The sequence below is a fragment of the Curtobacterium sp. RM9 genome, assembly GCF_054956955.1.
Genome location: NZ_CM143271.1, coordinates 2,574,358 through 2,595,322 on the forward strand (window position 1 = coordinate 2,574,358; position 20,965 = coordinate 2,595,322).

17 protein-coding genes are annotated in these 20,965 nt (G+C 71.5%); 5 read left to right on the forward strand and 12 right to left on the reverse strand.

From position 1 onward, the window contains the following. Nucleotides 1–19: 19 nt before the first annotated feature. Genes solA (ACY3FI_RS12205) through ACY3FI_RS12225 form a run of 5 tightly spaced genes read right to left on the reverse strand, consistent with a single transcriptional unit; the run spans nucleotide 20 to nucleotide 4,792 of the window. The gene (gene solA, locus ACY3FI_RS12205; RefSeq protein ID WP_462547809.1) at nucleotides 20–1,204 is read right to left on the reverse strand and encodes an N-methyl-L-tryptophan oxidase; all 1,185 of its coding nucleotides are present in this window, start codon (nucleotides 1,202–1,204) and stop codon (nucleotides 20–22) included. Beyond that, nucleotides 1,201–2,346 (reverse strand): N-methyl-L-tryptophan oxidase, encoded by a 1,146-nt coding sequence (gene solA / locus ACY3FI_RS12210; RefSeq protein WP_462547810.1) that lies wholly within the window; start codon nucleotides 2,344–2,346, stop codon nucleotides 1,201–1,203. The genes solA (ACY3FI_RS12205) and solA (ACY3FI_RS12210) overlap by 4 nt, the downstream gene beginning before the upstream one ends. Beyond that, complete coding sequence (locus tag ACY3FI_RS12215; protein WP_462547811.1) at nucleotides 2,346–3,149, reverse strand: amino acid ABC transporter ATP-binding protein; 804 nt, start codon at nucleotides 3,147–3,149, stop codon at nucleotides 2,346–2,348. The genes solA (ACY3FI_RS12210) and ACY3FI_RS12215 overlap by 1 nt, the downstream gene beginning before the upstream one ends. Beyond that, on the reverse strand, nucleotides 3,146–3,952 hold the full coding sequence (locus tag ACY3FI_RS12220) for an amino acid ABC transporter permease (RefSeq protein ID WP_462547812.1): 807 nt from the start codon (nucleotides 3,950–3,952) through the stop codon (nucleotides 3,146–3,148). Before ACY3FI_RS12220 ends, ACY3FI_RS12215 begins: the two co-directional genes overlap by 4 nt. A 6-nt stretch (nucleotides 3,953–3,958) precedes the next feature. Continuing rightward, nucleotides 3,959–4,792 (reverse strand): ABC transporter substrate-binding protein, encoded by an 834-nt coding sequence (locus ACY3FI_RS12225; RefSeq protein ID WP_462547813.1) that lies wholly within the window; start codon nucleotides 4,790–4,792, stop codon nucleotides 3,959–3,961. Nucleotides 4,793–4,952: 160 nt separating this feature from the next. Here ACY3FI_RS12225 and ACY3FI_RS12230 point away from each other — a divergent pair, with 160 nt between their 5' ends. Beyond that, nucleotides 4,953–5,888, forward strand: coding sequence for a LysR family transcriptional regulator (locus tag ACY3FI_RS12230; protein ID WP_462547814.1), 936 nt, complete (start codon nucleotides 4,953–4,955; stop codon nucleotides 5,886–5,888). Nucleotides 5,889–5,946: 58 nt separating this feature from the next. Here the strand turns inward: ACY3FI_RS12230 and ACY3FI_RS12235 are convergent, their stop codons facing one another. The 6 genes from ACY3FI_RS12235 to ACY3FI_RS12260 form a co-directional block, all read right to left on the reverse strand. Further along, nucleotides 5,947–6,858: a cation-transporting ATPase gene (locus tag ACY3FI_RS12235; RefSeq protein ID WP_462547815.1), complete on the reverse strand. Its 912-nt coding sequence runs from the start codon at nucleotides 6,856–6,858 to the stop codon at nucleotides 5,947–5,949. Between the two features lie 113 nt (nucleotides 6,859–6,971). Continuing rightward, nucleotides 6,972–8,231, reverse strand: a complete 1,260-nt coding sequence (locus ACY3FI_RS12240; RefSeq protein WP_462547816.1) for a D-arabinono-1,4-lactone oxidase — start codon at nucleotides 8,229–8,231, stop codon at nucleotides 6,972–6,974. 10 nt (nucleotides 8,232–8,241) lie between these two features. Next, complete coding sequence (araA, locus tag ACY3FI_RS12245; RefSeq protein ID WP_462547818.1) at nucleotides 8,242–9,768, reverse strand: L-arabinose isomerase; 1,527 nt, start codon at nucleotides 9,766–9,768, stop codon at nucleotides 8,242–8,244. After that, complete coding sequence (locus ACY3FI_RS12250) at nucleotides 9,765–10,475, reverse strand: L-ribulose-5-phosphate 4-epimerase (RefSeq protein WP_462547820.1); 711 nt, start codon at nucleotides 10,473–10,475, stop codon at nucleotides 9,765–9,767. Before ACY3FI_RS12250 ends, araA begins: the two co-directional genes overlap by 4 nt. Beyond that, complete coding sequence (locus tag ACY3FI_RS12255) at nucleotides 10,472–12,235, reverse strand: xylulokinase (protein WP_462547821.1); 1,764 nt, start codon at nucleotides 12,233–12,235, stop codon at nucleotides 10,472–10,474. Before ACY3FI_RS12255 ends, ACY3FI_RS12250 begins: the two co-directional genes overlap by 4 nt. 270 nt (nucleotides 12,236–12,505) lie before the next feature. Beyond that, nucleotides 12,506–13,510: a LacI family DNA-binding transcriptional regulator gene (locus tag ACY3FI_RS12260; RefSeq protein ID WP_462547822.1), complete on the reverse strand. Its 1,005-nt coding sequence runs from the start codon at nucleotides 13,508–13,510 to the stop codon at nucleotides 12,506–12,508. A gap of 164 nt (nucleotides 13,511–13,674) precedes the next feature. Between ACY3FI_RS12260 and ACY3FI_RS12265 the strand changes: the two genes are divergently transcribed. Next, nucleotides 13,675–15,672, forward strand: a complete 1,998-nt coding sequence (locus ACY3FI_RS12265) for a glycoside hydrolase family 127 protein (RefSeq protein WP_462547824.1) — start codon at nucleotides 13,675–13,677, stop codon at nucleotides 15,670–15,672. Nucleotides 15,673–15,706: 34 nt separating this feature from the next. On the opposite strand, the gene ACY3FI_RS12270 is transcribed toward ACY3FI_RS12265, so the two are convergent. After that, entirely contained in the window at nucleotides 15,707–16,756 is a 1,050-nt protein-coding gene (locus ACY3FI_RS12270) for a LacI family DNA-binding transcriptional regulator (protein WP_462547825.1), read from the reverse strand. A gap of 183 nt (nucleotides 16,757–16,939) precedes the next feature. On the opposite strand from ACY3FI_RS12270, the gene chvE reads away from it, so the two are divergent. The 3 genes from chvE to mmsB all read left to right on the forward strand — a co-directional run bounded on the left by chvE (nucleotide 16,940) and on the right by mmsB (nucleotide 20,951). Beyond that, the gene (gene chvE, locus ACY3FI_RS12275) at nucleotides 16,940–18,070 is read left to right on the forward strand and encodes a multiple monosaccharide ABC transporter substrate-binding protein (protein WP_462547826.1); all 1,131 of its coding nucleotides are present in this window, start codon (nucleotides 16,940–16,942) and stop codon (nucleotides 18,068–18,070) included. A 159-nt stretch (nucleotides 18,071–18,229) separates the two neighbouring features. After that, nucleotides 18,230–19,783, forward strand: a complete 1,554-nt coding sequence (gene mmsA, locus ACY3FI_RS12280) for a multiple monosaccharide ABC transporter ATP-binding protein (protein WP_462547827.1) — start codon at nucleotides 18,230–18,232, stop codon at nucleotides 19,781–19,783. Then, entirely contained in the window at nucleotides 19,770–20,951 is a 1,182-nt protein-coding gene (mmsB, locus tag ACY3FI_RS12285; protein WP_462547828.1) for a multiple monosaccharide ABC transporter permease, read from the forward strand. The genes mmsA and mmsB overlap by 14 nt, the downstream gene beginning before the upstream one ends. Nucleotides 20,952–20,965 lie beyond the last annotated feature (14 nt).

A 20,965-nucleotide genomic window follows, 5' to 3' on the forward strand; every position in this document is an offset into this window, starting at 1 on the left:
TTCCTCTCGAGGGGTGCGGTCAGCGGAGCGGGCGACGGCCGAAGCGCAGGCGGTCGGCGGCCGTCTCGTTGGTGGCGAAGCGGGACGGGCGGAGGAAGTCGACGGGCAGGTCCGTCCGTCCGGTGGTGGCGAGGTCGGCGGCGACGGTGCCCACGGCCGGCGCGAGCTTGAACCCGTGGCCGGAGAAGCCGCCGAGCACGGTCACACGGTCGTCCCGGTCGAGCGGTCCGACGAAGGCGTCGTGGTCGGCGGTGTAGGCGTCCATGTACACGCCGGCGCGGACGACCTCCGGCACGACCCCGGGCACGAGGGTGCGGACGGCCTCGCGGACCTCGTCGAACAAGCCGTCGGGGACGGTCCGGTCGAGGTGGTCGGCATCGACGACGCGGTCCCAGCCGTTGTTGAGGCCGATCTTGACGGTCGCGCCGTCGACGGAGGGCCAGCCGGAGACGTCGAAGCCGTCGGACTGTCGGACGAAGACCGGGAACACGTCCTCGGTGAAGCGCTCGGGCGTCCGGGTCGCGAACCAGGTCATCACGATCCGGATGACCTCGTGCAGCGGGGTGATGCCGGGCAGGAGCGCGGACGTCCAGGCACCGGCGGCGACGACGAGCTTCGGGAAGCGGAACACCCGCGCCCCGGTGTGCACCTCGACGGCGGCGTCGGTCATCCGGACCTCGGTGACGCGCGCCCGCCGGTGGATCGTGCCGCCGGCGCGCTCGGCCTCGCTGGCGGCCAGGGCGACGGCGACCTCGGGCCGCAGGTAGCCCGACTCGTGGTCGAGGTAGGCCACGTCCCCGGCGCGCACCGCGTGCTGCGGGTACCGGCTCCGGAGCGCGTCGGTGTCGAGCAGCTCGTGGTCGATGTCGTGCTCGGCGACAGAGCGGCCGACGGCCTGGAGGAAGGCGGAGCCCTCCGACCCGATCATGAGTCCCCCGGTCATGTGCAGCAGGCGCACGCCGGTGTCCGCTCCGAGTCGTTCCCAGAGCCGGCGGGAGTGACGGAGCAGGGGGACGTAGTGGCTGCCCTCGAGGTACGCCGTCCGGAACAGCCGCGACTCGCCCCCGGCGCCGGACCGGTCGTGGCCCGGGGCGAACTGCTCGAAGCCGATCGCCGGGACGCCACGGCGGGCGAGCTCCCACATGGTCAGCGCCCCCATCGTCCCGACCCCGACCACGCCGACCTCGGCGTCGAACCGGGTCATCGGAGGGTCGGGTTCCGGGCGAAGCGGTCGGCGCGGAACCGCGCGACCGGCAGCGACGTGGCACCGTCGAGGGCCAGGTCGGTGGCGGCACGTCCGATCACGGGCGACATCTTGAACCCGTGGCCGGAGAACCCGGCGAGCACGACGACCCGGTCGTCGTCGGCGGTGTCCACGATGAAGTCGTGGTCGGCGGTCCAGGCGTCGACCTGCACGGCGTGCCGCACGGCCGCGGGTACGGCGTCGGGCACGTAGCGTCGGACGTACTCGTCGACGACGGGCACCAGGTCGTCGGGCATGCGCTGGTCGAGGTCGTCGGCACTGGCGAGGTGCTCGAGGCCCGCCGCGAGCCCGACCTTGACGGTGGCGCCGTCGGTGGTCGGCCAGACGCAGAAGTCGACGCCGGCGTCGCGGCAGACGAAGGGGAACCGGTCCGCCGTGAAGCGCTCCGGGTGCCGGACTGGGTACCAGTGCACGGCGATGGACTGCACGTCGAGGCGCGGCAGGTCGATGCCGTCCATCCGGTTCGACCAGGCGCCGGCGGCCACCACGACCCGGTCGAACCGGTCACGGTCACCGCTCGCGGTGACGACGGTGACGCCGTCCGCGCCCGGTTCGACCGCGACCACCCGATCGCCGGTCCGGAGCTCCGCGCCCCGGTCGACCGCCGCCCGCGCCGCGGCCGAGACGGACACCTCCGCGCGCAGGACGCCGGAGCGTTCGTCGAGCACGGCGATCTCGTCGTCGGTCAGGACCGTCTCCGGGAACCGGCCACGCGCCTCCTGGGCGGTGAGCACCTCGTGGGGCAGGTCGTTCTCGGTGACGGACGCGAGGACCCCGCGCATGAAGCGGCCGTCGGGACGGCCGACCATGAGCCCGCGCGTCAGGTCGAGCAGGCCGAGGCCGGACTCGGCCTCGAGCGCGCGCCACTCGAGCAGCGACGCCGCCAGGAGCGGCACGTACTCGGGACCCTCCGCGTACGCACTGCGGAACAGTCGCGTCTCGCCGCCGGCACCGCCGAAGGCGTGCCCGGGTGCCCAGCGGTCGTACCCGACGGCGGCGACGCCGCGGCGGGCGAGCTGCCAGAGCGTCATCGCGCCCATGGTGCCCGTGCCGACGACCGCGACCCGTGGCGCCGCCGACATCAGAGGACCTTCGAGAGGAACCCGGCGAGCCGGTCCGAGGAGGGGTGCTCGAACAGCGTCGCCGCCTCGCCCTGCTCCACGATCCGCCCCTCGTCCATGAACACGACGTGGTCCGCGGCCTGCCGGGCGAAGCCCATCTCGTGGGTCACGACCACCATGGTCATGCCGGCCTTCGCCAGCCCCGCCATGAGGTCGAGGACCTCCTTCACGAGCTCCGGGTCGAGCGCGCTGGTGGCCTCGTCGAAGAGCATGACCTCCGGTCGCATCGCCAGGGCTCGCGCGATCGCGACCCGTTGCTGCTGGCCGCCGGACAGGCTCGACGGCCGGAAGTCCCGCTTGTGGGCGAGCCCGACGTCCGCCAACGACCGCACGGCGCGGTCGCGGGCCTCGGCCGCGTCGAGCCCACGGACCTTCCGGAGCGGCAGGACGAGGTTGTCGAGCACGGTGCGGTGCGGGAAGAGGTTGAAGTGCTGGAAGACCATGCCGACGCGACCACGGAGACGGTCGGGGTCGGCGGTGGTCATGTCCTCGCCGTCGAGCAGGATCGTGCCGGAGGTCGGCTCCTCCAGGCGGTTGACGCAGCGCAGGAGGGTGGACTTGCCCGAGCCCGACGGCCCGATGATGCAGACGGTGTGTCCGGGCCGGACGCTGAGGTCGACGCCGTGCAGGACCTCGTTGCGGCCGAACCGCTTCGTGATGCCCTGCAGCTCGAGTCCGGCACCGCGGACGTCGCCGACGAGGTCGGTCACCCCGGTGTCGAGGCCGGGGGTGGTGGCACCCGGCTGGTTGGTGGTCATCGTCATCCGTCCTGTCCGATCGTGACGGCTCCGGCGGGAGCGGTTGTTGGGGTCGCCGAGGAGCCGGCCGGGCCGGCGCCGCGGCCGTCGTCGTTGTCCACGGCGGCCCGCCCGGTGCGGAGGCGACGGTCGATGACGTTCACCAGGTGGGTGAGCGGCACGGTGATGAGCAGGTAGAAGACGCCCGCGGTGACCAGCGGCGAGAGGTTGGCGTAGGTCACCGCCGCGTCCTGGCCGACGCGGAACAGCTCGCGCTGTGAGGTCACGAGACCGAGGAAGTAGACCAGCGAGGAGTCCTTGACGATCGCGATGAACTGGTTCACCAGCGCCGGGAGCACCCGGCGGATGCCCTGCGGGATCACGACGAGGCGCATCGCCGGTCCGTAGCCCATGCCGAGCGCGCGGGCCGCCTCGAGCTGCCCCTTGTCGATGCTCTGGATGCCCGAGCGGAAGATCTCACCGATGTACGCGCCGGCGATGAGCCCCAGGGCGAGGATGCCGAGCGGGTACGGGTTGCCCTTGGTCACGGTGTTGAACAGCGGTGCCAGTCCCTGACCGAGCACGAGGATCGTCAGGATCGCCGGGAGTCCGCGGAAGACGTCGGTGTAGATGCCGGCGAGGACGCGGAGCACCCGGCTCCGCGACACCGCCATGGCGGCGAGCACCAGGCCGATCACGATGCCCACGACCGTTGCCGCGGCGGCGAGGAGGAGGGTGTTCCAGAGGCCGTACCCGAGGATGTCGGGCAGGACCACGAGCATGTCCGGGACGTTGAAGAAGGACTTCAGGAGCGTCTGCAGCTGGTCCACGACGGGCTACTTCGCAGTCGGCTGGAACCGGTCTGGGACCGGTGCGTCCGGGTAGTACTTCTGCTCGATCTCGAGCCATTCGCCCGAGGCGATGATCTCCTTGATCGCCGCGTTGATCCCCTTCTTCAGCGCGGGCTTGTCCTTGTGCATGCTCATCGCCACCGGGTACTCGGGGAGCTCGATGTTGATCGGCATCTGGATCGAGGAGTCCTTGTCCACGAAGTCCTGCCCGATCGGGTAGTCGAGGAACACGGCGTCGATGCTGCCGGCCTGCATGGCGGCCTTCGCGGCGTTGTTGTCGGGGTACCGGACGATCTGCACGCCCGGGAAGTGGTCCTGCGCGTACTGGTCCTCGAGCGTGCCCTGCATGAGCCCGAGGCGCTTGCCCTTCAGGGACGAGGCCTTCTTCGTGATGGTCGAGCCGGAGGGCGTGATGATCGAGATGTAGCCGATGAAGTAGGTGTCGGAGAAGTCGACCGACTTCTTCCGCTCCGGGGTCACCGAGGTGCTCGCGGCTGCGACGTCGAGCGATCCGGCGGCGACGGCCGGCAGGAGCGTCGAGAACTCCTGCTGGACGAACACCGGCTTGAGGTCGAGGTGCTTCGCGATCGCGGTCGCCATGTCCACCTCGAAGCCGGTGAGCTTGCCGTTCTCGGTGTAGGCGTACGGCTTGGCGTCGCTCAGCGTCCCGATCTTCAGGGTGCCGGCGGTGAGGGTGCCGTAGTCGTCGCCGGACGACGAGGAGCTGGCCGAAGAGGTGGCGGAACAGGCGCTGAGGCCGAGGGCGAGGGTCGCCACGACCGCGACGAGGGCGGTCTTCCGAGAGGTGCTGCGTCGCATGGGGTCTCCTGTGTCGGGGAGGGAGTCGGGGTGGGAGGTGGTGCGGCAAAATCACCGTAAGCGACACAACAGCCAGAAAAACCATTCGTAATAACTTAGTAACGCGAGGTTTACGCGCCGGAATCGCAATTCCGTGGATGCAACGTGCAACGATCGACCCATGGAACTGCGCGATCTCCGGGCCTTCACCGCCGTGGCCGAGGACCTCTCCTTCAAGGACGCGGCCGCGCGCCTCGGCGTCAGCCAGTCCGCGCTGAGTCAGTCCGTGTCGCGGTTCGAGCGGGACCTCGGCGTCTCGCTCTTCGAGCGCGGGCAGCGACGCGCCCCCGAGCTCACCCCGCAGGGCCGGGTGCTGATCGCCCAGGCGAAGGCGCTCCTCGACCACGCCGAGCAGGTGGAGGCCTCGGTGGTCGACGAGCCGACCGCCGTCGTGCCGCTCCGCGTCTCGTCGATCTCGTCGACGTTCGCCGGCCTGGTCCCCCGCGTCGTGCCCCGGCTCATGGCAGAACGCCCCGAGGTCCGCGTCTCGCTGATGACACTGTTCGACACGCACGTGCAGCGTGCCGTGGTCGAACAGCGGGTCGACTTCGCGTTCGGCCGTCTCGCCGAGGCGCCGGACGGTGTCGACTTCACCCTTGTCGCGCACGAGCCGCTCGTCGCCGCGGTGCCGTCGGCGCACCCGCTCGCCGCACGGGAGCGGATCGACCTCGTCGAACTGCGGAACGAGCCGTTCGTGCTGTTCCACCGCGACGAGGGCATCACCGGGTACGACGCCATCGTCACCGCCTGCACCCGCGCCGGGTTCTCACCGCAGGTGAGGACCTACTCGCTCGACGACGTCGCGATGCTGTCGTCCATCGCGTGTGGGCTCGGGGTGTCCCTCATGCCCTACGTCTCCACGCTGCACGCCTTCGACGGGGTCACCTACGTGCCCGTGACCGACGAGCACGCGACGACGCCGCTGTCCGTCGTGCGGCGCCCGCACGACGGACTGACCTCGGCCGACCGGCTGCTCGCGCTCGTGCAGGAGGAGATGGCCGTGTTCGCGACGGCGGAGCGGGTGAAGGGGAACCGGCCGCCGGTCCTGTCCGACTGAGGCAGGGCGGGGAAGAGGGGGCGTGCCCGTGGCCGGCGCACCGACCACCCCGGATCGGTCAGCGGTCGAAGAGCCCGCCGAGGAGGTCGTTGCCGAGGCCCGACACCTGCTCGCCCAGGCCCGACGCCTGCTCCCCGAGCCCGGAGGCCTGCTCGCCGAGCCCGCCGAGGACCTGCTCCCCCTCGCCGAGGAACCCCTCCGCGCCCCCGGCCAGGTCGCCGACCCCCAGGTCACCCATGCCCGACGCGATCCCCTCGAAGTCGACCCCGAGGTCCGCGGCACCCGCGAGGACCGGCGCCGCAGCAGCGCTGAGCACCGCACCCCCGGCGACCGCAGCGGCCAGCCCACCGACCGCCATCGCGCCGACGCCGACGGCCGCACCGCCGGCGAACGCTCCGCCCCGACCAGCCGATCGGCCGTCGTCGGACCGGCCGGAACCGCCGAGCACCCGGCGGATCAGCCCCGGGCGGGACACCTCGCCGCGGGTCATCGCGCGGGCCATGCCGCCCGCGGAGTCGTAGTGCACGAAGTCGTGCGGCGGGAGCTCGCTGTTGAGCCGGTCGCGGACCTGCTGCCGCTGCGCCGGGGTCAGACGCGCGAAGGCGTCGTGGTGGACCTGCTCGAGCCGCTCCGGCGGCGCGGTACGGAGCAGGTAGTCGTACTTCGCCAGGGCGACCGCGTCCGGATCGGCATGCCCGTGCTGGGCCGCGAGGCGACCGTGGTGCTCGGGGTACGGGCGCTGCTGCTGCGGGTACGGGCGCTGCTGCTGCGCCAGCGGCTGCCGGCCGGGCCGCTTCGTCCGGTCGTCGCCGGTCAGCTTGTCCGCCGCCGTCCGGACGACGTCGCGCCAGTCGTTCCCGCCCGCGGACCGCTGGTTCGTGGCGGCGCCGTTCCCCTGCGCGCGCTGCTTCTGCATCTGCTTGTCGATGACCTTCGAGGCCATGCCGAGGATCCGGTTGAGGTTCGCCATGACCCAACCTTTGTGATCACACATGTGAGCACTCGGCGACGGGGCAGTGCGTCAGCCGCCGAACAGGTCGGAGAGCGCTGGGAGCGCCCGGACCGCTGGTGACGCCGGGGTGCTCAGCGCAGCAGCCGCGCCAGGAACGCGTTGCGGAACCGCCCCGTCGGGTCGAGGTCCCGCGCGAGTGCCGCGAAGTCGTCGAGCCGCGGGTACGCCTCGCGCAGCCGCTCCACGGTCGCCACCGACACCTTGCCCCAGTGCGGGCGCGGGTCGAACGGCGCGAGCACCTCCTCGATGCGCTCGACCGCCGCCGCGACGGCCACGGCGTCCCGTCGGAACGTGAAGTGCAGCCCGACCGACTGCCGTCCGGACGAGGGCGCGAGCCAGGCGGTGTCGGCCGCGATCGTCCGGACCTCGGCCGCGATGAGCAGCGGTGCGAAGAACGGCTCCAGCGGTCGCAGCGCCTCGAGGGCGGCGACGGCGTGTGCCGCCGGGATCAGGTACTCCGCCTGGATCTCCGCGCCGGTCGACGGCGAGAAGGAGGACCGGAAGTGCGGCAGCCGCTCGGCCCAGGGCCCGGGGACGCCGCCCTGCTCGGTCACGCTGGCCGGTTCGTTCTCCCCCGGGTGCACCGGCCCGTCGGCACGACGCGCACCGAGCGCGACGAGGTCGACGGACGGCGCCGGTTCGTCGGTGCGGTGCTTCGTCCAGACCTGGCGGGCGCCACGGTCGTCGAAGGACGTGAACATCGACACCGAGTAGGCGTCCGACATCACCGCGTCGAAGTGTGCGGTCACCGCGTCCCACGGCAGGTCGAGGTGCACGGTCGTGGCGACCTGGTACGTCGGTTCGATCGCGAGCTCGACGGCGGTGACGACCCCGAGCGCGCCGAGCGCCACCCGGTGCGCGTCGAGGGTGCCGTCCGGCGACGAGGCGTCGACGACCGCGAGCGAACCGTCGGCGCGGACGATCTCCAGGCCGACCACCGCCTGCGCGAGCGACGGGTTGCGGACGCCGGAGCCGTGCGTGCCGGTGGCGACCGCGCCGGCGGTGGAGATGTGCGGCAGGGAGGCGAGGTTCCCGAGTGCCCAGCCCCGCGCCTCCAGACCGGTGGCCACCTGCGCGTGCGTCATGCCGGCCGCGACCCGGACCACCTGTCGGTCGGCGTCGATCTCGAGCACCGGCGGCAGGCCGGCCAGGGTGACCTGGACGGCGTCGGTGTCGGCGATCTCGTTGAACGAGTGCGTCGACCCGAGCGCCGTGAGGCGCGGCGTGGCCGCGACGAGCTGCTGCAGGTCCGCCACCGAGGTGGGGCGTTCCAGCGCGGAGGCACGGTAGGTGACGTTCCCCGCCCAGTTGGTGCGCGTCGTCGCGGCCACGGTCACGGTCCTAGAACCCGCGGTCCAGACGGTGCCACGCCTGCTGGAGGCGGAGCTCGTCGCGGAAGCCGCGTGCCGTGGTGTGCTCGTCGATGACGAGGAACTCGGTGCCGACCATCGTCGCGAGGTCCTCGACCACCTGCAGGCCGACGGCCGTCGTCATCACGGTGTGGTGCGCGGCGCCGGCGGTGAGCCAGGCCTCCGCGGCGACCGGGAACGACGGACGCGGCTCCCAGACCGCGCGGCCGACGGGGAGCTTCGGCAGCGCCTCGGTCGGGGGCACGACGTCGACGACGTTCGCGGTCAGGCGGAAGCCGTCGCGGGTGTCGGACAGCGCGACGACCACGGCCTCACCGGCGTCGGCGGTGAAGACCAGGCGGACCGGGTCGTCCTTGCCGCCGATGCCGAGCGGGTGGATCTCCAGCGTCGGCTTCGTCGTGGTGAGCGTCGGCGAGACCTCGAGCATGTGCGCGCCGAGGATCTTCTCCGCCCCCGGGGTGAGGTCGTACGTGTAGTCCTCCATCAGCGAGGCACCACCGGGGAGCCCCGCGCCGGCGACGTTCATGGCGCGGACGAGGACGGCGGTCTTCCAGTCGCCCTCGGCGCCGAAGCCGTAGCCGTCCGCCATCAGCCGCTGGACCGCGAGACCGGGCAGCTGCTTGAGCGTGCCGAGGTCCTCGAAGTTCGTGGTGAACGCGGCGGAGTCGTTCTGCTCGAGCAGCGCGCGGAGCCCGAGCTCGATCGCGGCACCGTCGCGGAGCGCCTGGCGACGGGCGCCGCCGTCCTGCAGCTCGGGCACGAGGTCGTAGGAATCGTCGTACGACGCGACGAGCGCGTCGACCGCCGCGGTGTCCGCTTCCGCTTCCGCGACCGCCGCCGCCAGCTCGTTCACGGCCCAGGTGTTCACCTGCACGCCGAGCTCGATCTCCGCCTCGGTCTTGTCGCCCTCGGTGACGGCGACGTAGCGCATGTTGTCGCCGAAGCGCGTCAGCTTGAGCTCACGCACGGCCGCGGCACCGGCAGCCGCACGGGTCCAGTTCGCGACCCGCTGCTGCACACGCTCGTCGGAGACGTGCCCGACCGCCGTCGCGTGCCGGACCCCGAGACGCGCCAGCGCGTACCCGAACTCGCGGTCGCCGTGCGCGGCCTGGTTGAGGTTCATGAAGTCGAAGTCGATGTCGCCCCACGGCAGCGCCACGTTCGCCTGCGTGTGCAGGTGCAGCAGCGGCTTCGTCAGCGCCTGCAGCCCACCGATCCACATCTTCGCCGGGCTGAACGTGTGCATCCACGTCGTGACGCCGATGACCTTGTCGTCCGCGCTGGCCTCGATGAGGGCGCGTCGGATGCCGTCGGCGTCCTTGAGCACGGGCTTCCAGACGAGCTTCACCGGCAGCGCACCCGCGAGCTCCGCGTGCACGGCCTTGCTCTGCTCCTCGACCTGGCGGAGGGTCTCCTCGCCGTAGAGGCCCTGCGAGCCGGTGAGGAACCAGACCTCGTAGCCCGCCATCGTCTCGGCGGGATCGACGGCGTGCGTCATGAGAGTGCTCCTTCGGGGTTCTGTCCGTAGACGTTCTGGTAGCGATCGAAGAGTCGATCGATGTTCTCCTGGGCGATCGGCACGAGCTCGCCGCCCTGCTTGGCGATGTGCACCGTCCGCGCGACGTCCTCGCACATGACCGCTGCCTTCACGGCGTCGCGCGCATCGCGCCCGATCGTGAAGACGCCGTGGTTCTGCATGAGCACCGCGCGGGAGCGGTGGCCGCTGAGCGTGTCGACGATGCCGTGACCGATCGAGTCGTCGCCGATGATCGCGAACGGGCCGACCGGGATCGGTCCGCCGAACTCGTCCGCCATCGCCGTGATGACGCACGGGATCGCCTCGGCCCGTGCGGCCCACGCCGTCGCGTAGGTGGAGTGGGTGTGCACGACGCCGCCGACCTCGGGCATGTTCCGGTACACGTAGGCGTGCGCGGCGGTGTCGGAGGACGGGCCGTGGGCGTTGCCCCACCCGTCGGCGGGCACGCCGTCGAGGGTGCAGACGACCTGGTTCCCGGGCGTCAGGTCGTCGCTCGACACGCCGCTCGGCTTGATCACGAAGAGGTCGGTGCCGGGAACGCGCTCGGAGACGTTGCCGCCGGTCCAGATGACGAGGCCGTAGCGGACGAGCTCGCCGTGCAGGGCGGCGACGCGCTCGCGCGCGCGGGCGACGGCCGCCTTCGTCTCGTCGGTGGTCGCTTCGGTCATCGGGTCGGCTCCTTCTGTTCGGCCTGGAGGCGCGGCTCGCCCCCGTCGATCGGCTCGCCCTGGTCGCCCGGCTCGGCCTGGTCGCCCGACTCTGGGTCGCCGACCGGCTCGGCCCGGTCGCTGCTCGCGCTGGTCGGGGTGGCCGCTGCCGCCACGTCCTGCACGGGCAGGGCTGCTCGGTAGCGGGCGAGGTAGTCCTGGAAGCCCTGGACGTCGCGGTCCTCGGGCTCGGCGACGTGCACGGCGTCGCCGCCGAACACGGTCTCGGCGAGGAAGTCGGCGAGCGAACGGTCGGTGTGCTCGAGGTAGGCGGCGAGCACCGCGATGCCCCAGGCTCCGCCCTCGCCCGCGGTCTCCTCGAGCGCGACCGGCACGCGGAGCGCGGCGGCGAGCAGGCGCTGCGGGGCACCGGGGGTCCGGAAGAGTCCGCCGTGTGCGGTCATCCGGTCGACGGCGACCTGTTCACCGTGCAGCACGTCCATGCCGATCGCGAGGGTCGCGAACGCGCCGTGCACCTCGGACCGGACGAGGTTGCCGAGGGTGAACCGGGCACCGGGGGTGCGCAGGAGCAGGGGTCGGCCGTCGACGACGCCGGTCACGGGCTCGCCGGCCAGGTAGTTGAACGACAGCAGGCCGCCGGCGTCCGGGTCGGCGTCCGCCGCCTCGGCGAGGAGCGTCGCGTAGACGTCGTCGACGTCCACCGAGGTGCCGCCGGTGCGCTCCGCGGCGGCGTCGGCGAAGCGACCGAACACGCGCGCCCAGGCCGCGATCTCGCTCGCACCGTTGTTGCAGTGCACCATCGCGACGGCGTCACCGGCCGGCGTGGTCACGACGTCGAGCTCCTCGTGCGGCGTGCCGAGGGCGCGTTCGAGGACGACCATCGCGAAGATGCTCGTGCCGACGCTGACGTTGCCGGTGCGGGGTGCGACGGCGTTCGTCGCGACCATGCCGGTACCCGCGTCGCCCTCCGGCGGGCAGAACGGGACCCCGGGCCGCAGCGTGCCGGTCGGGTCCAGCCACGCGGCACCCTCGGGGGTGAGCGCACCGGCGTCCTCGCCCGCCACGAGCACCTCGGGCAGCAGCGTCCGGAGGTCGGGCACGGCGTCGCCGAGCAGGTCCTGCGCGGTGGCCAGCATCGCCCCGTCCCAGGTGCGGCGCCCGGGCTCCCCCGGGCCGCTGTCGACGGGACCGGAGTCGATCGGGAACATGCCGCTCGCGTCGCCGACACCGAGCACGTCGCGGCCGGTGAGCTTGCGGTGCACGTACCCGGCGAGGGTCGTCACACCGGCGAGCTGCGCCACGTGCGGCTCGTCGTCGAGGACGGCCTGGTACAGGTGCGCGACCGACCAGCGGAGCGGCACGTTGAAGTCGAGCGCGGCGCTGAGTCGCTCGGCAGCGGGGCCGGTCGAGGTGTTGCGCCAGGTGCGGAACGGCACGAGCAGCTCGTCCTCGGCGTCGAACGCGAGGTAGCCGTGCATCATCGCGGAGACGCCGGCGGCGCGGAACCTCGACGGCCGGACGCCGTACTGGCGCTCGACGTCCGCCACGAGGGCGGCGTAGGCGGCGCGGAGGCCGGTCTCGACCGCCTCGAGGGAGTAGGTCCAGCGGCCGTCGAGGTACTCGTTCTCCCACTCGTGGCTGCCCGCGGCGATCGGGACGAGGTCCTCGTCGATCAGGCAGGCCTTGATGCGGGTGGAGCCGAGTTCGACACCGAGAGTGGTGCGGCCGTCCTCGATCTGCCGGCGGCGGTCGTCGCTCATGTGTCCTCCCGAGACCTCGTCGTCGTCCGTGAGCGCTCACATCCTGGCACGTGAGCGCTCACGCACGCAACGCGGCGGCGCGCCGCGGGCGGGCCGGTGCGTCGAGCGGGCCTTCTCCGTCACGCCCGGTCGCGCCAGCCGACGACTTCCGCCCGCCCGCCGAACGCGAGCGGCATGTCGTGCCCGTTCACGAGGCGCGCCGGCGGGCGTTCCGGTTGACGACGTGCCGTCGGGCCGCCGGCCGGGCCCCCGGACCCCGGGCCGCCGCGCTTAGGCCCCGACCGTGCTCTCGCGGACGACCAGCGACGGGGTCACGGAGGACGACGCCGGGGCGCCGCCCGCGATGAGCTCGAGCAACGCCCTCCCGGCCACCCGGCCGAGCTCATCGAGCCGCATGTCCACGCTCGTCAACGGCGGGCGGCTCGCCAGCGCCAGGACGTCCCAGTCGTCGTACCCGGTCACGGCCACGTCGTCCGGCACGCGCTGTCCGGTCTCACGGAGCCGATCGCACACCCCGCGGGCGATCTGGTCGTTGCCGCACAGCACCGCATCCACGGCGACCGGCCCGCGGGCGAGCAGGTCGACGGCCTGCCGACCCCACCGCTCGGACCACTCGCCGTGCAGGGGCTCGCCGACCATCCGGTCCCCGAGCACCGAACGGGCACCGTCCGCCCGAGCCACGGCCGAGCGGGCGTCGGCCGGCCCGGTGACGACGGCCACCCGCTGCCGACCGAGTCCGAGCAGGTGCGACGCGGCCGCGGCGGCCCCACCGGCGTCGTCGAGGGTGACCGACACGTCCTCGGCCGTCGTCGAGGGCGTCAGCGCGTAGACGACGGGGACCGGGACGGACACCTCGATGGGTGGCCGGGCGTCGGCGGACCGTCCGGTCACGATGATGCCGTCGACCCCGCGGGCGACGAGCGACCGGAGGTAGTGCGCCTCGCGGACGTGGTCGTCGCGGGTGTCGCAGACCAGGACCATCACCTCGCCGGCGGAGAGCGCGTCCTCGGCGCCGAGGAGCACCGGCATCGTGAAGCGGCCGAACGAGTCGGTGGTGATCATTCCGACCGTGTAGGTCCGACCGGACGACAGCGCGCGGGCCCGGGCGTCGCCGACGAACCCGAGCTTCTCGGCGGCGTCCTTCACCCGGGCGCGGGTCTCGTCCCGCAGCTGCCCGGTGCCGTTCAACGCCTTCGAGGCCGTGCCGATCGACACCCCGGCGAGCGCCGCGACGTCGGTGATCCGAACGGCGCGCCCGGTGCGTTCCAGCGTCACGGCAAACCCCTTTCCGGATCGTCGAACCGGCCACCAGCATACGCAAGCTGCGGTTCCGGACTCTTGCGCGCCTCCAGGCCGTGCCGTAGCGTCGGCCACAGAAAGCGTTTTCCGCCACCCGTTCACCCAGCGGCGGACCCGCAGTCAGATCGCAAGGAGGCGACATGACCACCACGCTCGCGACCGAGAGCGGAGCGCAGACCGCGACGCCGGTCCTGCCGACCGCCGACGCGCATCTGGCGCTCCGCCCCCTGCCGACCGGCGACGCCCGGATCACCGGCGGCTTCTGGGCACTCCGGCAGGAGCGCAACGGCCGCGACGCGATCCGCGGCGGGTACGCCCTGCTCGAGACGGCGGGCAACTTCCGGAACCTGCGGATCGCCGCCGGGGACGAGGAGGGCGAGGTGGTCGGCCCGATCTTCATGGACTCGGACGTGACGAAGTGGCTCGAGGCAGTGGCGTGGGAGTACGGCCGTGCGCCGTCCGACGACCTGCTCGACCTCCAGCGCGAGGTCACCGCGCTGTACGCCCGCGCCCAGGCCGACGACGGTTACCTCGACTCCGTCCAGCAGGTCCGTGGGAACGGCGAGCGGTACACGGACCTCAAGTGGAGCCACGAGCTGTACTGCGCCGGCCACCTGTACCAGGCCGCCGTGGCACAGCACCGTGCGACGGGCGACACCGGCCTGCTCGACGTCGCGACGAAGAACGCCGACCACCTGGTCCGCACCTTCGGCGACGGCACGGCGCCGGACGGCACACCGAAGCGACACGACGTCGACGGCCACCCCGTCGTCGAGATGGGCCTCGTCGAGCTCTACCGCGAGACCGGCACCCGCGCGTACCTCGACCTGGCGCACTGGTTCGTCGACGCCCGCGGGCACGGCATCATCGAGCGCGCCGGCGGCGAGCCGACGTACTTCTCCGACCGCGTCCCCGCACGCGAGGCCGTGACGGTCGAGGGGCACGCGGTCCGCGCGGTGTACCTCGCCGCGGGCGCCGTGGACGTCGCGATCGAGACCGGCGACGACGAGCTCCTCGCGGCGAGCGAGCGCCAGTTCGCGGACATGATGGCGACGAAGGCCTTCATCACCGGCGGTCTCGGCGCGCGCTGGGACTGGGAGGCGTTCGGCGACCCGTACGAGCTCCCCACCGATCGCGGCTACGCCGAGACCTGCGCGGCGATCGGCGGCATCCAGTGGGCCTGGCGCCTGCTGCTCGCGACCGGCAAGCCGGTGTACGCGGACGCGATCGAGCGCCTGCTGTACAACGCGTTCCTCGCGGGCGTGAGCCTCGCGGGCACCGAGTACTTCTACGTCAACCCGCTGCAGCACCGCGACGGCGCGCACCAGGACGAGAACCGCTCCCCCGCCCACGGCCGCCGCGGCTGGTTCGACTGCGCGTGCTGCCCGCCGAACATCATGCGGACCTTCGCGAGCCTCGACGGCTACCTCGCCACCGCGACCGACGGCGGCCTGCAGGTCCACCAGTACGCCACCGCGGACCTCGGTCCGGTGCGCGTCGAGACCGGCTACCCGCACGACGGCCGCGTGGTCGTCACCATCACCCAGGACGGTCCGCTCGCCCTCGGCCTGCGCATCCCCGCCTGGTCGGACACCACGACGGTCACCGGCGCGGGCGGCGAGGCGAGCCCGGCTCCCGGCACGCTGCACGTCGTCGAGCGCGAGTGGACGGCGGGCGACACCGTCGAGCTGGTCTTCGACACGACGCCGCACCGGTACGTGGCCGACTCCCGCATCGACGCCGCCCGCGGCCAGGTCGCGATCGAGCGCGGCCCGCTCGTCTACGCCGTCGAGCAGGCCGACCAGCAGGGCTTCACGGTCGACGACCTGGCGGTCGACCCGTCGGCGCCGATCACCGAGGAACGTCGCGACGACCTCCTCGACGGCGTCGTCACGCTGCGCGTGCCCGGGCACGCCCCGGCGCAGCACGCCCAGGCAGCGTGGCCGTACCAGCGGCTCGACGCGACCGGGCCGGGAGGCGCGGATCACGTCGTGGACGCGACCAGCGTCGACGACGTGGCCGGGTCCGACGACCGCGCCCCGCGCCTCCAGGCGGTCACCGCGACCGCGGTGCCGTACTACGCCTGGGCCAACCGCGGAGCCGCGCCGATGCGCGTCTGGCTCCCGCTGGCGCGCTGACACGGGGGCCGCTCTCGTCGACCGGGGCCGCGCGCTACGTGCTCCGCCGCACCACGAGCTCGGGTGCCAGCAGCGCCTCGTCCCGGGGCTCCCCCTCGACGAGCGCCCGCACGGTCTCGAGCACCCGCTGCCCCATCGCGACGAAGTCCTGCCGCACGGTGGTGAGCGGCGGCGTGAAGTGCGCGGCCTCGGGCACGTCGTCGAACCCCACCACGGCGATGTCGTCCGGCACGCGGATCCCGTCGTCGGCGAAGGCGTGCAGGACGCCGAGGGCCATCTGGTCGTTCCCGGCGAAGACCGCGTCGACCACGGTGACGTCGATGTGCCGTGCGGCCGCGAACCCGCTGCCCGGGGTCCAGTCACCGTCGAGCACGACCGGGTCGAGCCCGGCCTCGTGCATGATCCGGGTGTAGGTCGCCCGACGCACCTCGGACTCCTGCGACAGCGCGGGCCCGGCGATGTGCACGATCCGCCGGTGTCCGCGGTCGAGCAGGTGCTGCATGACGAGGGTCGTGCCCTCGGCCTGGTCGATGGCGACCGCTGCGACGCTCGGCGCGACCGGCACCCGCGCGGCGTCCCGCTGCACGGCGTTCGCGACGACGACCGGCACGGCGACCGGCACGGTCAGCGAGGCGAGGGCGTCGAGCACGCGGTTGTCCGCCGCGACCAGGACGATCGCGGCGACGTCCTGGGCGAGCAGCGTGGTGAGCGCGCCGGAGAGGTCGCCGGGTCGCGGGTCGTCCGGCAGCGTCGAGAGCAGGACGTGGTACCCGGCCGAGCGCGCGGCGCGTTCGAACCCGATCGCGGTGCTCGACGGGCCGTAGAGCGCGTCACCTGCGGTGATGATGCCGAGCGCTTTGCTGCGTCCTCCGGCGAGCGCCCGGGCTGCCGCTCGGGGGCGGTAGCCGAGCTCGGCGACGGCGTCGACGACCTGCGACCGGAAGGCGTCGCGGACGGTCGGGTCGCCGTTGATCACGCGGGAGACCGTCTGGTGCGAGACCCCCGCGCGCTCGGCGACGTCGAAGATCGTGGGGGCCTTCCGGCGCTTGCCGTCGGTGCCCCCGCGGGCGGTCGGAGTGGTCACGCGCCAACCGTACCGCTCGCCCGGACCGGCCTGGCAAGATCCCGAAACGGTCACGCGAGTTGACACCCCGTGACGGAACCGTTCATTATGTGAGCGCTCACACGAGCAGTTCATCCCCCAGGGGCACAGCAGCCCCAGCACCCGAGCGTGTCGACGTCGACGCGCAGGAACAGAGGAACTTCGATGATGAAGCGCAAGATCGTCGCGGGCGTTGCCGCCTTCGGCATCGCCATCGCACTGGCCGGCTGCTCCGCAGGCGGACGCGGCGACACCGGCAGCGCCGGCGGAAGCGGCGACAATAAGGGCGCCCTCGTCGGCGTCGCCATGCCCACCAAGGTCTCCGAGCGGTGGATCAAGGACGGCGACGCGGTCAAGAGCGACCTCGAGAAGGCCGGCTACAAGGTCGACCTCGAGTACGGCGACAACAAGGTCCAGCAGCAGGCCCAGCAGGTCAGCAACATGATCACGAAGGGCGCGAAGGTCCTCATCATCGCGTCCATCGACGGTGGTGCCCTCTCCGACCAGCTCGACGCCGCCGCCAAGGCCGGCATCAAGGTGATCTCCTACGACCGCCTGCTCACCGGCAACAAGAACGTCGACTACTACGTGTCGTTCGACAACTACAAGGTCGGTGTCGACCAGGCCACGTCGCTCCTCACCGGTCTCGGCGTCCTCGACGACAAGGGCGAGAAGACCGACAAGAAGGGCCCCTTCAACATCGAGGTCTTCGCCGGTTCGCTCGACGACAACAACGCGGGCTTCTTCTTCAACGGTGCGATGGACACGCTCAAGCCGTACCTCGAGGACGGCACGCTGAAGATCCAGTCCGGCCAGGACAAGCTCTCGCAGGCCGCGACGCAGCAGTGGGACCCGGCGACCGCCAAGGCCCGCATGCAGAACCTCATCGCGAAGTCGTACTCCGGCGGCACCACGCTGAACGGCGTGCTCTCGCCCTACGACGGCATCTCGATCGGCATCATCTCGGCCCTCCAGGGCGCCGGCTACGGCACCTCGGACCGCCCGCTCCCGACCGTGACCGGTCAGGACGCCGAGGCCGCCTCGGTCAAGTCGATCATCGCCGACCAGCAGTACTCCACCATCTACAAGGACACGCGCAAGCTCGCGAAGCAGTCCGTCACGATGGCCGAGGACCTGCTCACCGGCAAGAAGCCCGAGGTGAACGACACCAAGAGCTACGACAACAAGGTGAAGGTCGTCCCGACCTACCTGTTCCAGCCGACGGTCGTCACGAAGGACAACTACAAGGAAGTCCTCGTCGACTCGGGCTACTACACGGAAGCAGACCTCAAGTAGGTCCGGACCACCCGTCGGACGCCAGGCGCGGTGCCAGACCGCACCGTGCCTGGCGTCCGCCACCCCTCTCGGACGCCAGGCGCGGTGCCGCACCGCACCGCACCTGGCGTCCGTCTCCACCCGCGCGCCCGACGGCGCGCACGACGGAAAGGGGTCCGCATGGCGGACACCATCCTCGAGATGCGGGACATCACCAAGACGTTCCCCGGCGTCAAGGCCCTGCAGGGCGTCTCCATCGAGGTCGAACGCGGCCAGGTGCACGCCATCTGCGGTGAGAACGGCGCCGGCAAGTCCACCCTCATGAAGGTGCTGTCGGGTGTGTACCCGCACGGCTCCTTCGAGGGCGAGATCCTCGTCGACGGCAAGTCCGTGCAGTTCGGCGACATCAACGACTCCGAGGCAGCGGGCGTGGTGATCATCCACCAGGAGCTCGCACTCAGCCCGTTCCTCTCGATCGCCGAGAACATCTTCCTCGGCAACGAGCGCGCCAAGGGCGGGCTCATCGACTGGAACAAGACGAACCTCGAGGCGGCCGCGCTCCTGCAGCGCGTCGGCCTCAAGGACAACCCGGTCACCAAGATCGTGGACATCGGCGTCGGCAAGCAGCAGCTCGTCGAGATCGCCAAGGCGCTGTCGAAGGAGGTGAAGCTCCTCATCCTCGACGAGCCCACCGCCGCGCTGAACGACGACGACTCCGCGCACCTGCTCGAGCTCATCCGCTCGCTGCAGGCCGAAGGCATGACGGCGATCATCATCAGCCACAAGCTCAACGAGATCAAGGCGATCGCGGACAAGGTCACGATCATCCGCGACGGCAAGACCATCGAGACGCTCGACATGCACGCCGACGAGGTCTCCGAGGACCGGATCATCCGCGGCATGGTCGGCCGAGACCTGTCCAGCCGCTACCCCGAGCGCGAGAACCCCGTCATCGGCGAGGAGCTCCTGCGCATCGAGGACTGGACCGTCCACCACCCGCTCGACGGCTCCCGCGAGATCATCCACCAGGCGAACCTCAACGTCCGCGCCGGCGAGGTCGTCGGCATCGCCGGGCTGATGGGCGCCGGGCGCACCGAGCTCGCGATGAGCGTGTTCGGTCACTCGTACGGCACCGGGATCTCGGGCACCGTCTACAAGCGCGGCGTGCCGATCAAGACGAACACGGTGACGCAGGCGATCGACAACGGCATCGCCTACGCCACCGAGGACCGCAAGCGGTACGGCCTCAACCTCATCGACGACATCAAGCGGAACATCTCCGGCTCGGCGCTCGGCAAGCTCGCCGACTGGGGCTTCGTGAACGCGTCGAAGGAGACCACGGTCGCCACCGGCTTCCTGAAGAGCATGAACATCAAGGCGCCGAACGTCGACGTCGTGACCGGCAAGCTCTCCGGCGGCAACCAGCAGAAGGTCGTGCTGTCCAAGTGGATGTACGCCGACCCCGACGTGCTCATCCTCGACGAGCCCACCCGCGGCATCGACGTGGGTGCGAAGTACGAGATCTACACGATCATCAACCAGCTCGCGGACCAGGGGAAGGCGATCATCGTGATCTCCTCCGAGCTGCCGGAGCTGCTCGGCATCTGCGACCGCATCTACACGCTCTCCGAGGGCACCATCACGGCTGACGTGCCCCGCTCCGAGGCCACACCCGAGGTCCTCATGCAGTACATGACCCAGGAACGGGAGACCCCTGTCAATGAACGCGCTTAAGTCCGCCGCCAGCTACCTCACCGGGCAGCTCCGACAGATCGGCCTGTTCATCGCGCTGATCGTCATCGTCATCTTCTTCCAGGTGACGACGAACGGCATCACGCTGGCCCCGATCAACGTCTCGAACCTGATCGTCCAGAACAGCTACATCCTCATCCTCGCCATCGGCATGGTGATGGTCATCATCGCCGGCCACATCGACCTGTCCGTCGGGTCGGTCGTCGCCTTCACCGGTGCGATGGCGGGCGTGATGATCACCCAGTGGGGCATCCCGTGGCCGATCGCGGTCGTCCTCTGCCTCGTCGTCGGCGCCCTCGTCGGCGCGTGGCAGGGCTTCTGGATCGCCTACTTCGGCATCCCGGCGTTCATCGTGACGCTGGCCGGCATGCTGGCCTTCCGCGGTGCCGCCCAGATCGTGCTGCAGAACCAGCAGATCTCGCCGTTCCCGACCGGCTTCCGGTCGCTCGGCTCGGGCTTCCTGCCGTCGTTCGGCTCCACCGGCTACGAGCCGCTCACGATGATCCTCGGCTTCGCGGCCGCCGCCGTCATGGTGATCACCGCGTTCCGTGGTCGCATCACCCGCCGCAAGTACCAGCTCGAGAGCGAGCCGTTCGCCTGGTTCATCGTGAAGACGGCGTTCGGCGCCGTGCTCGTGATCTACGTGGCGCTCCTCCTCGCCAGCTACAACGGCACCCCGATCGTGCTCGTCGTGCTCGGCGCCCTCGTGGTGATCTACTCGGTCGTCATGCGGAGCGCGGTGTTCGGCCGTCACGTCTACGCCATCGGCGGCAACGCCCTCGCGGCGCAGCTGTCCGGCGTGAAGACGAAGCGCGTCACGTTCCTGCTGTTCGTGAACATGGGCGTCATCTCGGCACTGGCGGGCGTGGTCTTCACCGGCCAGCTCAACCTCGCCGCCCCGGGTGCCGGCAACGGCTTCGAGCTCGACGCCATCGCGGCCGTGTTCATCGGCGGCGCGGCGGTCACGGGCGGCATCGGCACGGTGCCGGGCGCGATCGTCGGTGGTCTCATCATCGGTCTGCTGAACAACGGCATGTCGATCCTCGGTGTCGGCACGGAGTTCCAGTCGCTCATCAAGGGCCTGGTGCTGCTCGCCGCCGTCGCGTTCGACGTGTTCAACAAGCGCCGGGCGGCGTCCGCGCGCAAGTAGCGGCTGTCCCCTCC

Excerpts from the sequence above, each read along its gene's own strand:
- mmsA (WP_462547827.1), top strand. The coding sequence starts at position 18,230 with ATGGCGGACACCATCCTCGAGATGCGGGACATCACCAAGACGTTCCCC.
- araA (WP_462547818.1), bottom strand. The coding sequence starts at position 9,768 with ATGACGCACGCCGTCGATCCCGCCGAGACGATGGCGGGCTACGAGGTC.
- ACY3FI_RS12250 (WP_462547820.1), bottom strand. The coding sequence starts at position 10,475 with ATGACCGAAGCGACCACCGACGAGACGAAGGCGGCCGTCGCCCGCGCG.
- ACY3FI_RS12235 (WP_462547815.1), bottom strand. The coding sequence starts at position 6,858 with ATGGCGAACCTCAACCGGATCCTCGGCATGGCCTCGAAGGTCATCGAC.
- ACY3FI_RS12230 (WP_462547814.1), top strand. The coding sequence starts at position 4,953 with ATGGAACTGCGCGATCTCCGGGCCTTCACCGCCGTGGCCGAGGACCTC.
- solA (WP_462547809.1), bottom strand. The coding sequence starts at position 1,204 with ATGACCCGGTTCGACGCCGAGGTCGGCGTGGTCGGGGTCGGGACGATG.
- mmsB (WP_462547828.1), top strand. The coding sequence starts at position 19,770 with ATGAACGCGCTTAAGTCCGCCGCCAGCTACCTCACCGGGCAGCTCCGA.
- ACY3FI_RS12215 (WP_462547811.1), bottom strand. The coding sequence starts at position 3,149 with ATGACGATGACCACCAACCAGCCGGGTGCCACCACCCCCGGCCTCGAC.
- ACY3FI_RS12255 (WP_462547821.1), bottom strand. The coding sequence starts at position 12,235 with ATGAGCGACGACCGCCGCCGGCAGATCGAGGACGGCCGCACCACTCTC.
- ACY3FI_RS12225 (WP_462547813.1), bottom strand. The coding sequence starts at position 4,792 with ATGCGACGCAGCACCTCTCGGAAGACCGCCCTCGTCGCGGTCGTGGCG.
- solA (WP_462547810.1), bottom strand. The coding sequence starts at position 2,346 with ATGTCGGCGGCGCCACGGGTCGCGGTCGTCGGCACGGGCACCATGGGC.
- ACY3FI_RS12265 (WP_462547824.1), top strand. The coding sequence starts at position 13,675 with ATGACCACCACGCTCGCGACCGAGAGCGGAGCGCAGACCGCGACGCCG.
- chvE (WP_462547826.1), top strand. The coding sequence starts at position 16,940 with ATGATGAAGCGCAAGATCGTCGCGGGCGTTGCCGCCTTCGGCATCGCC.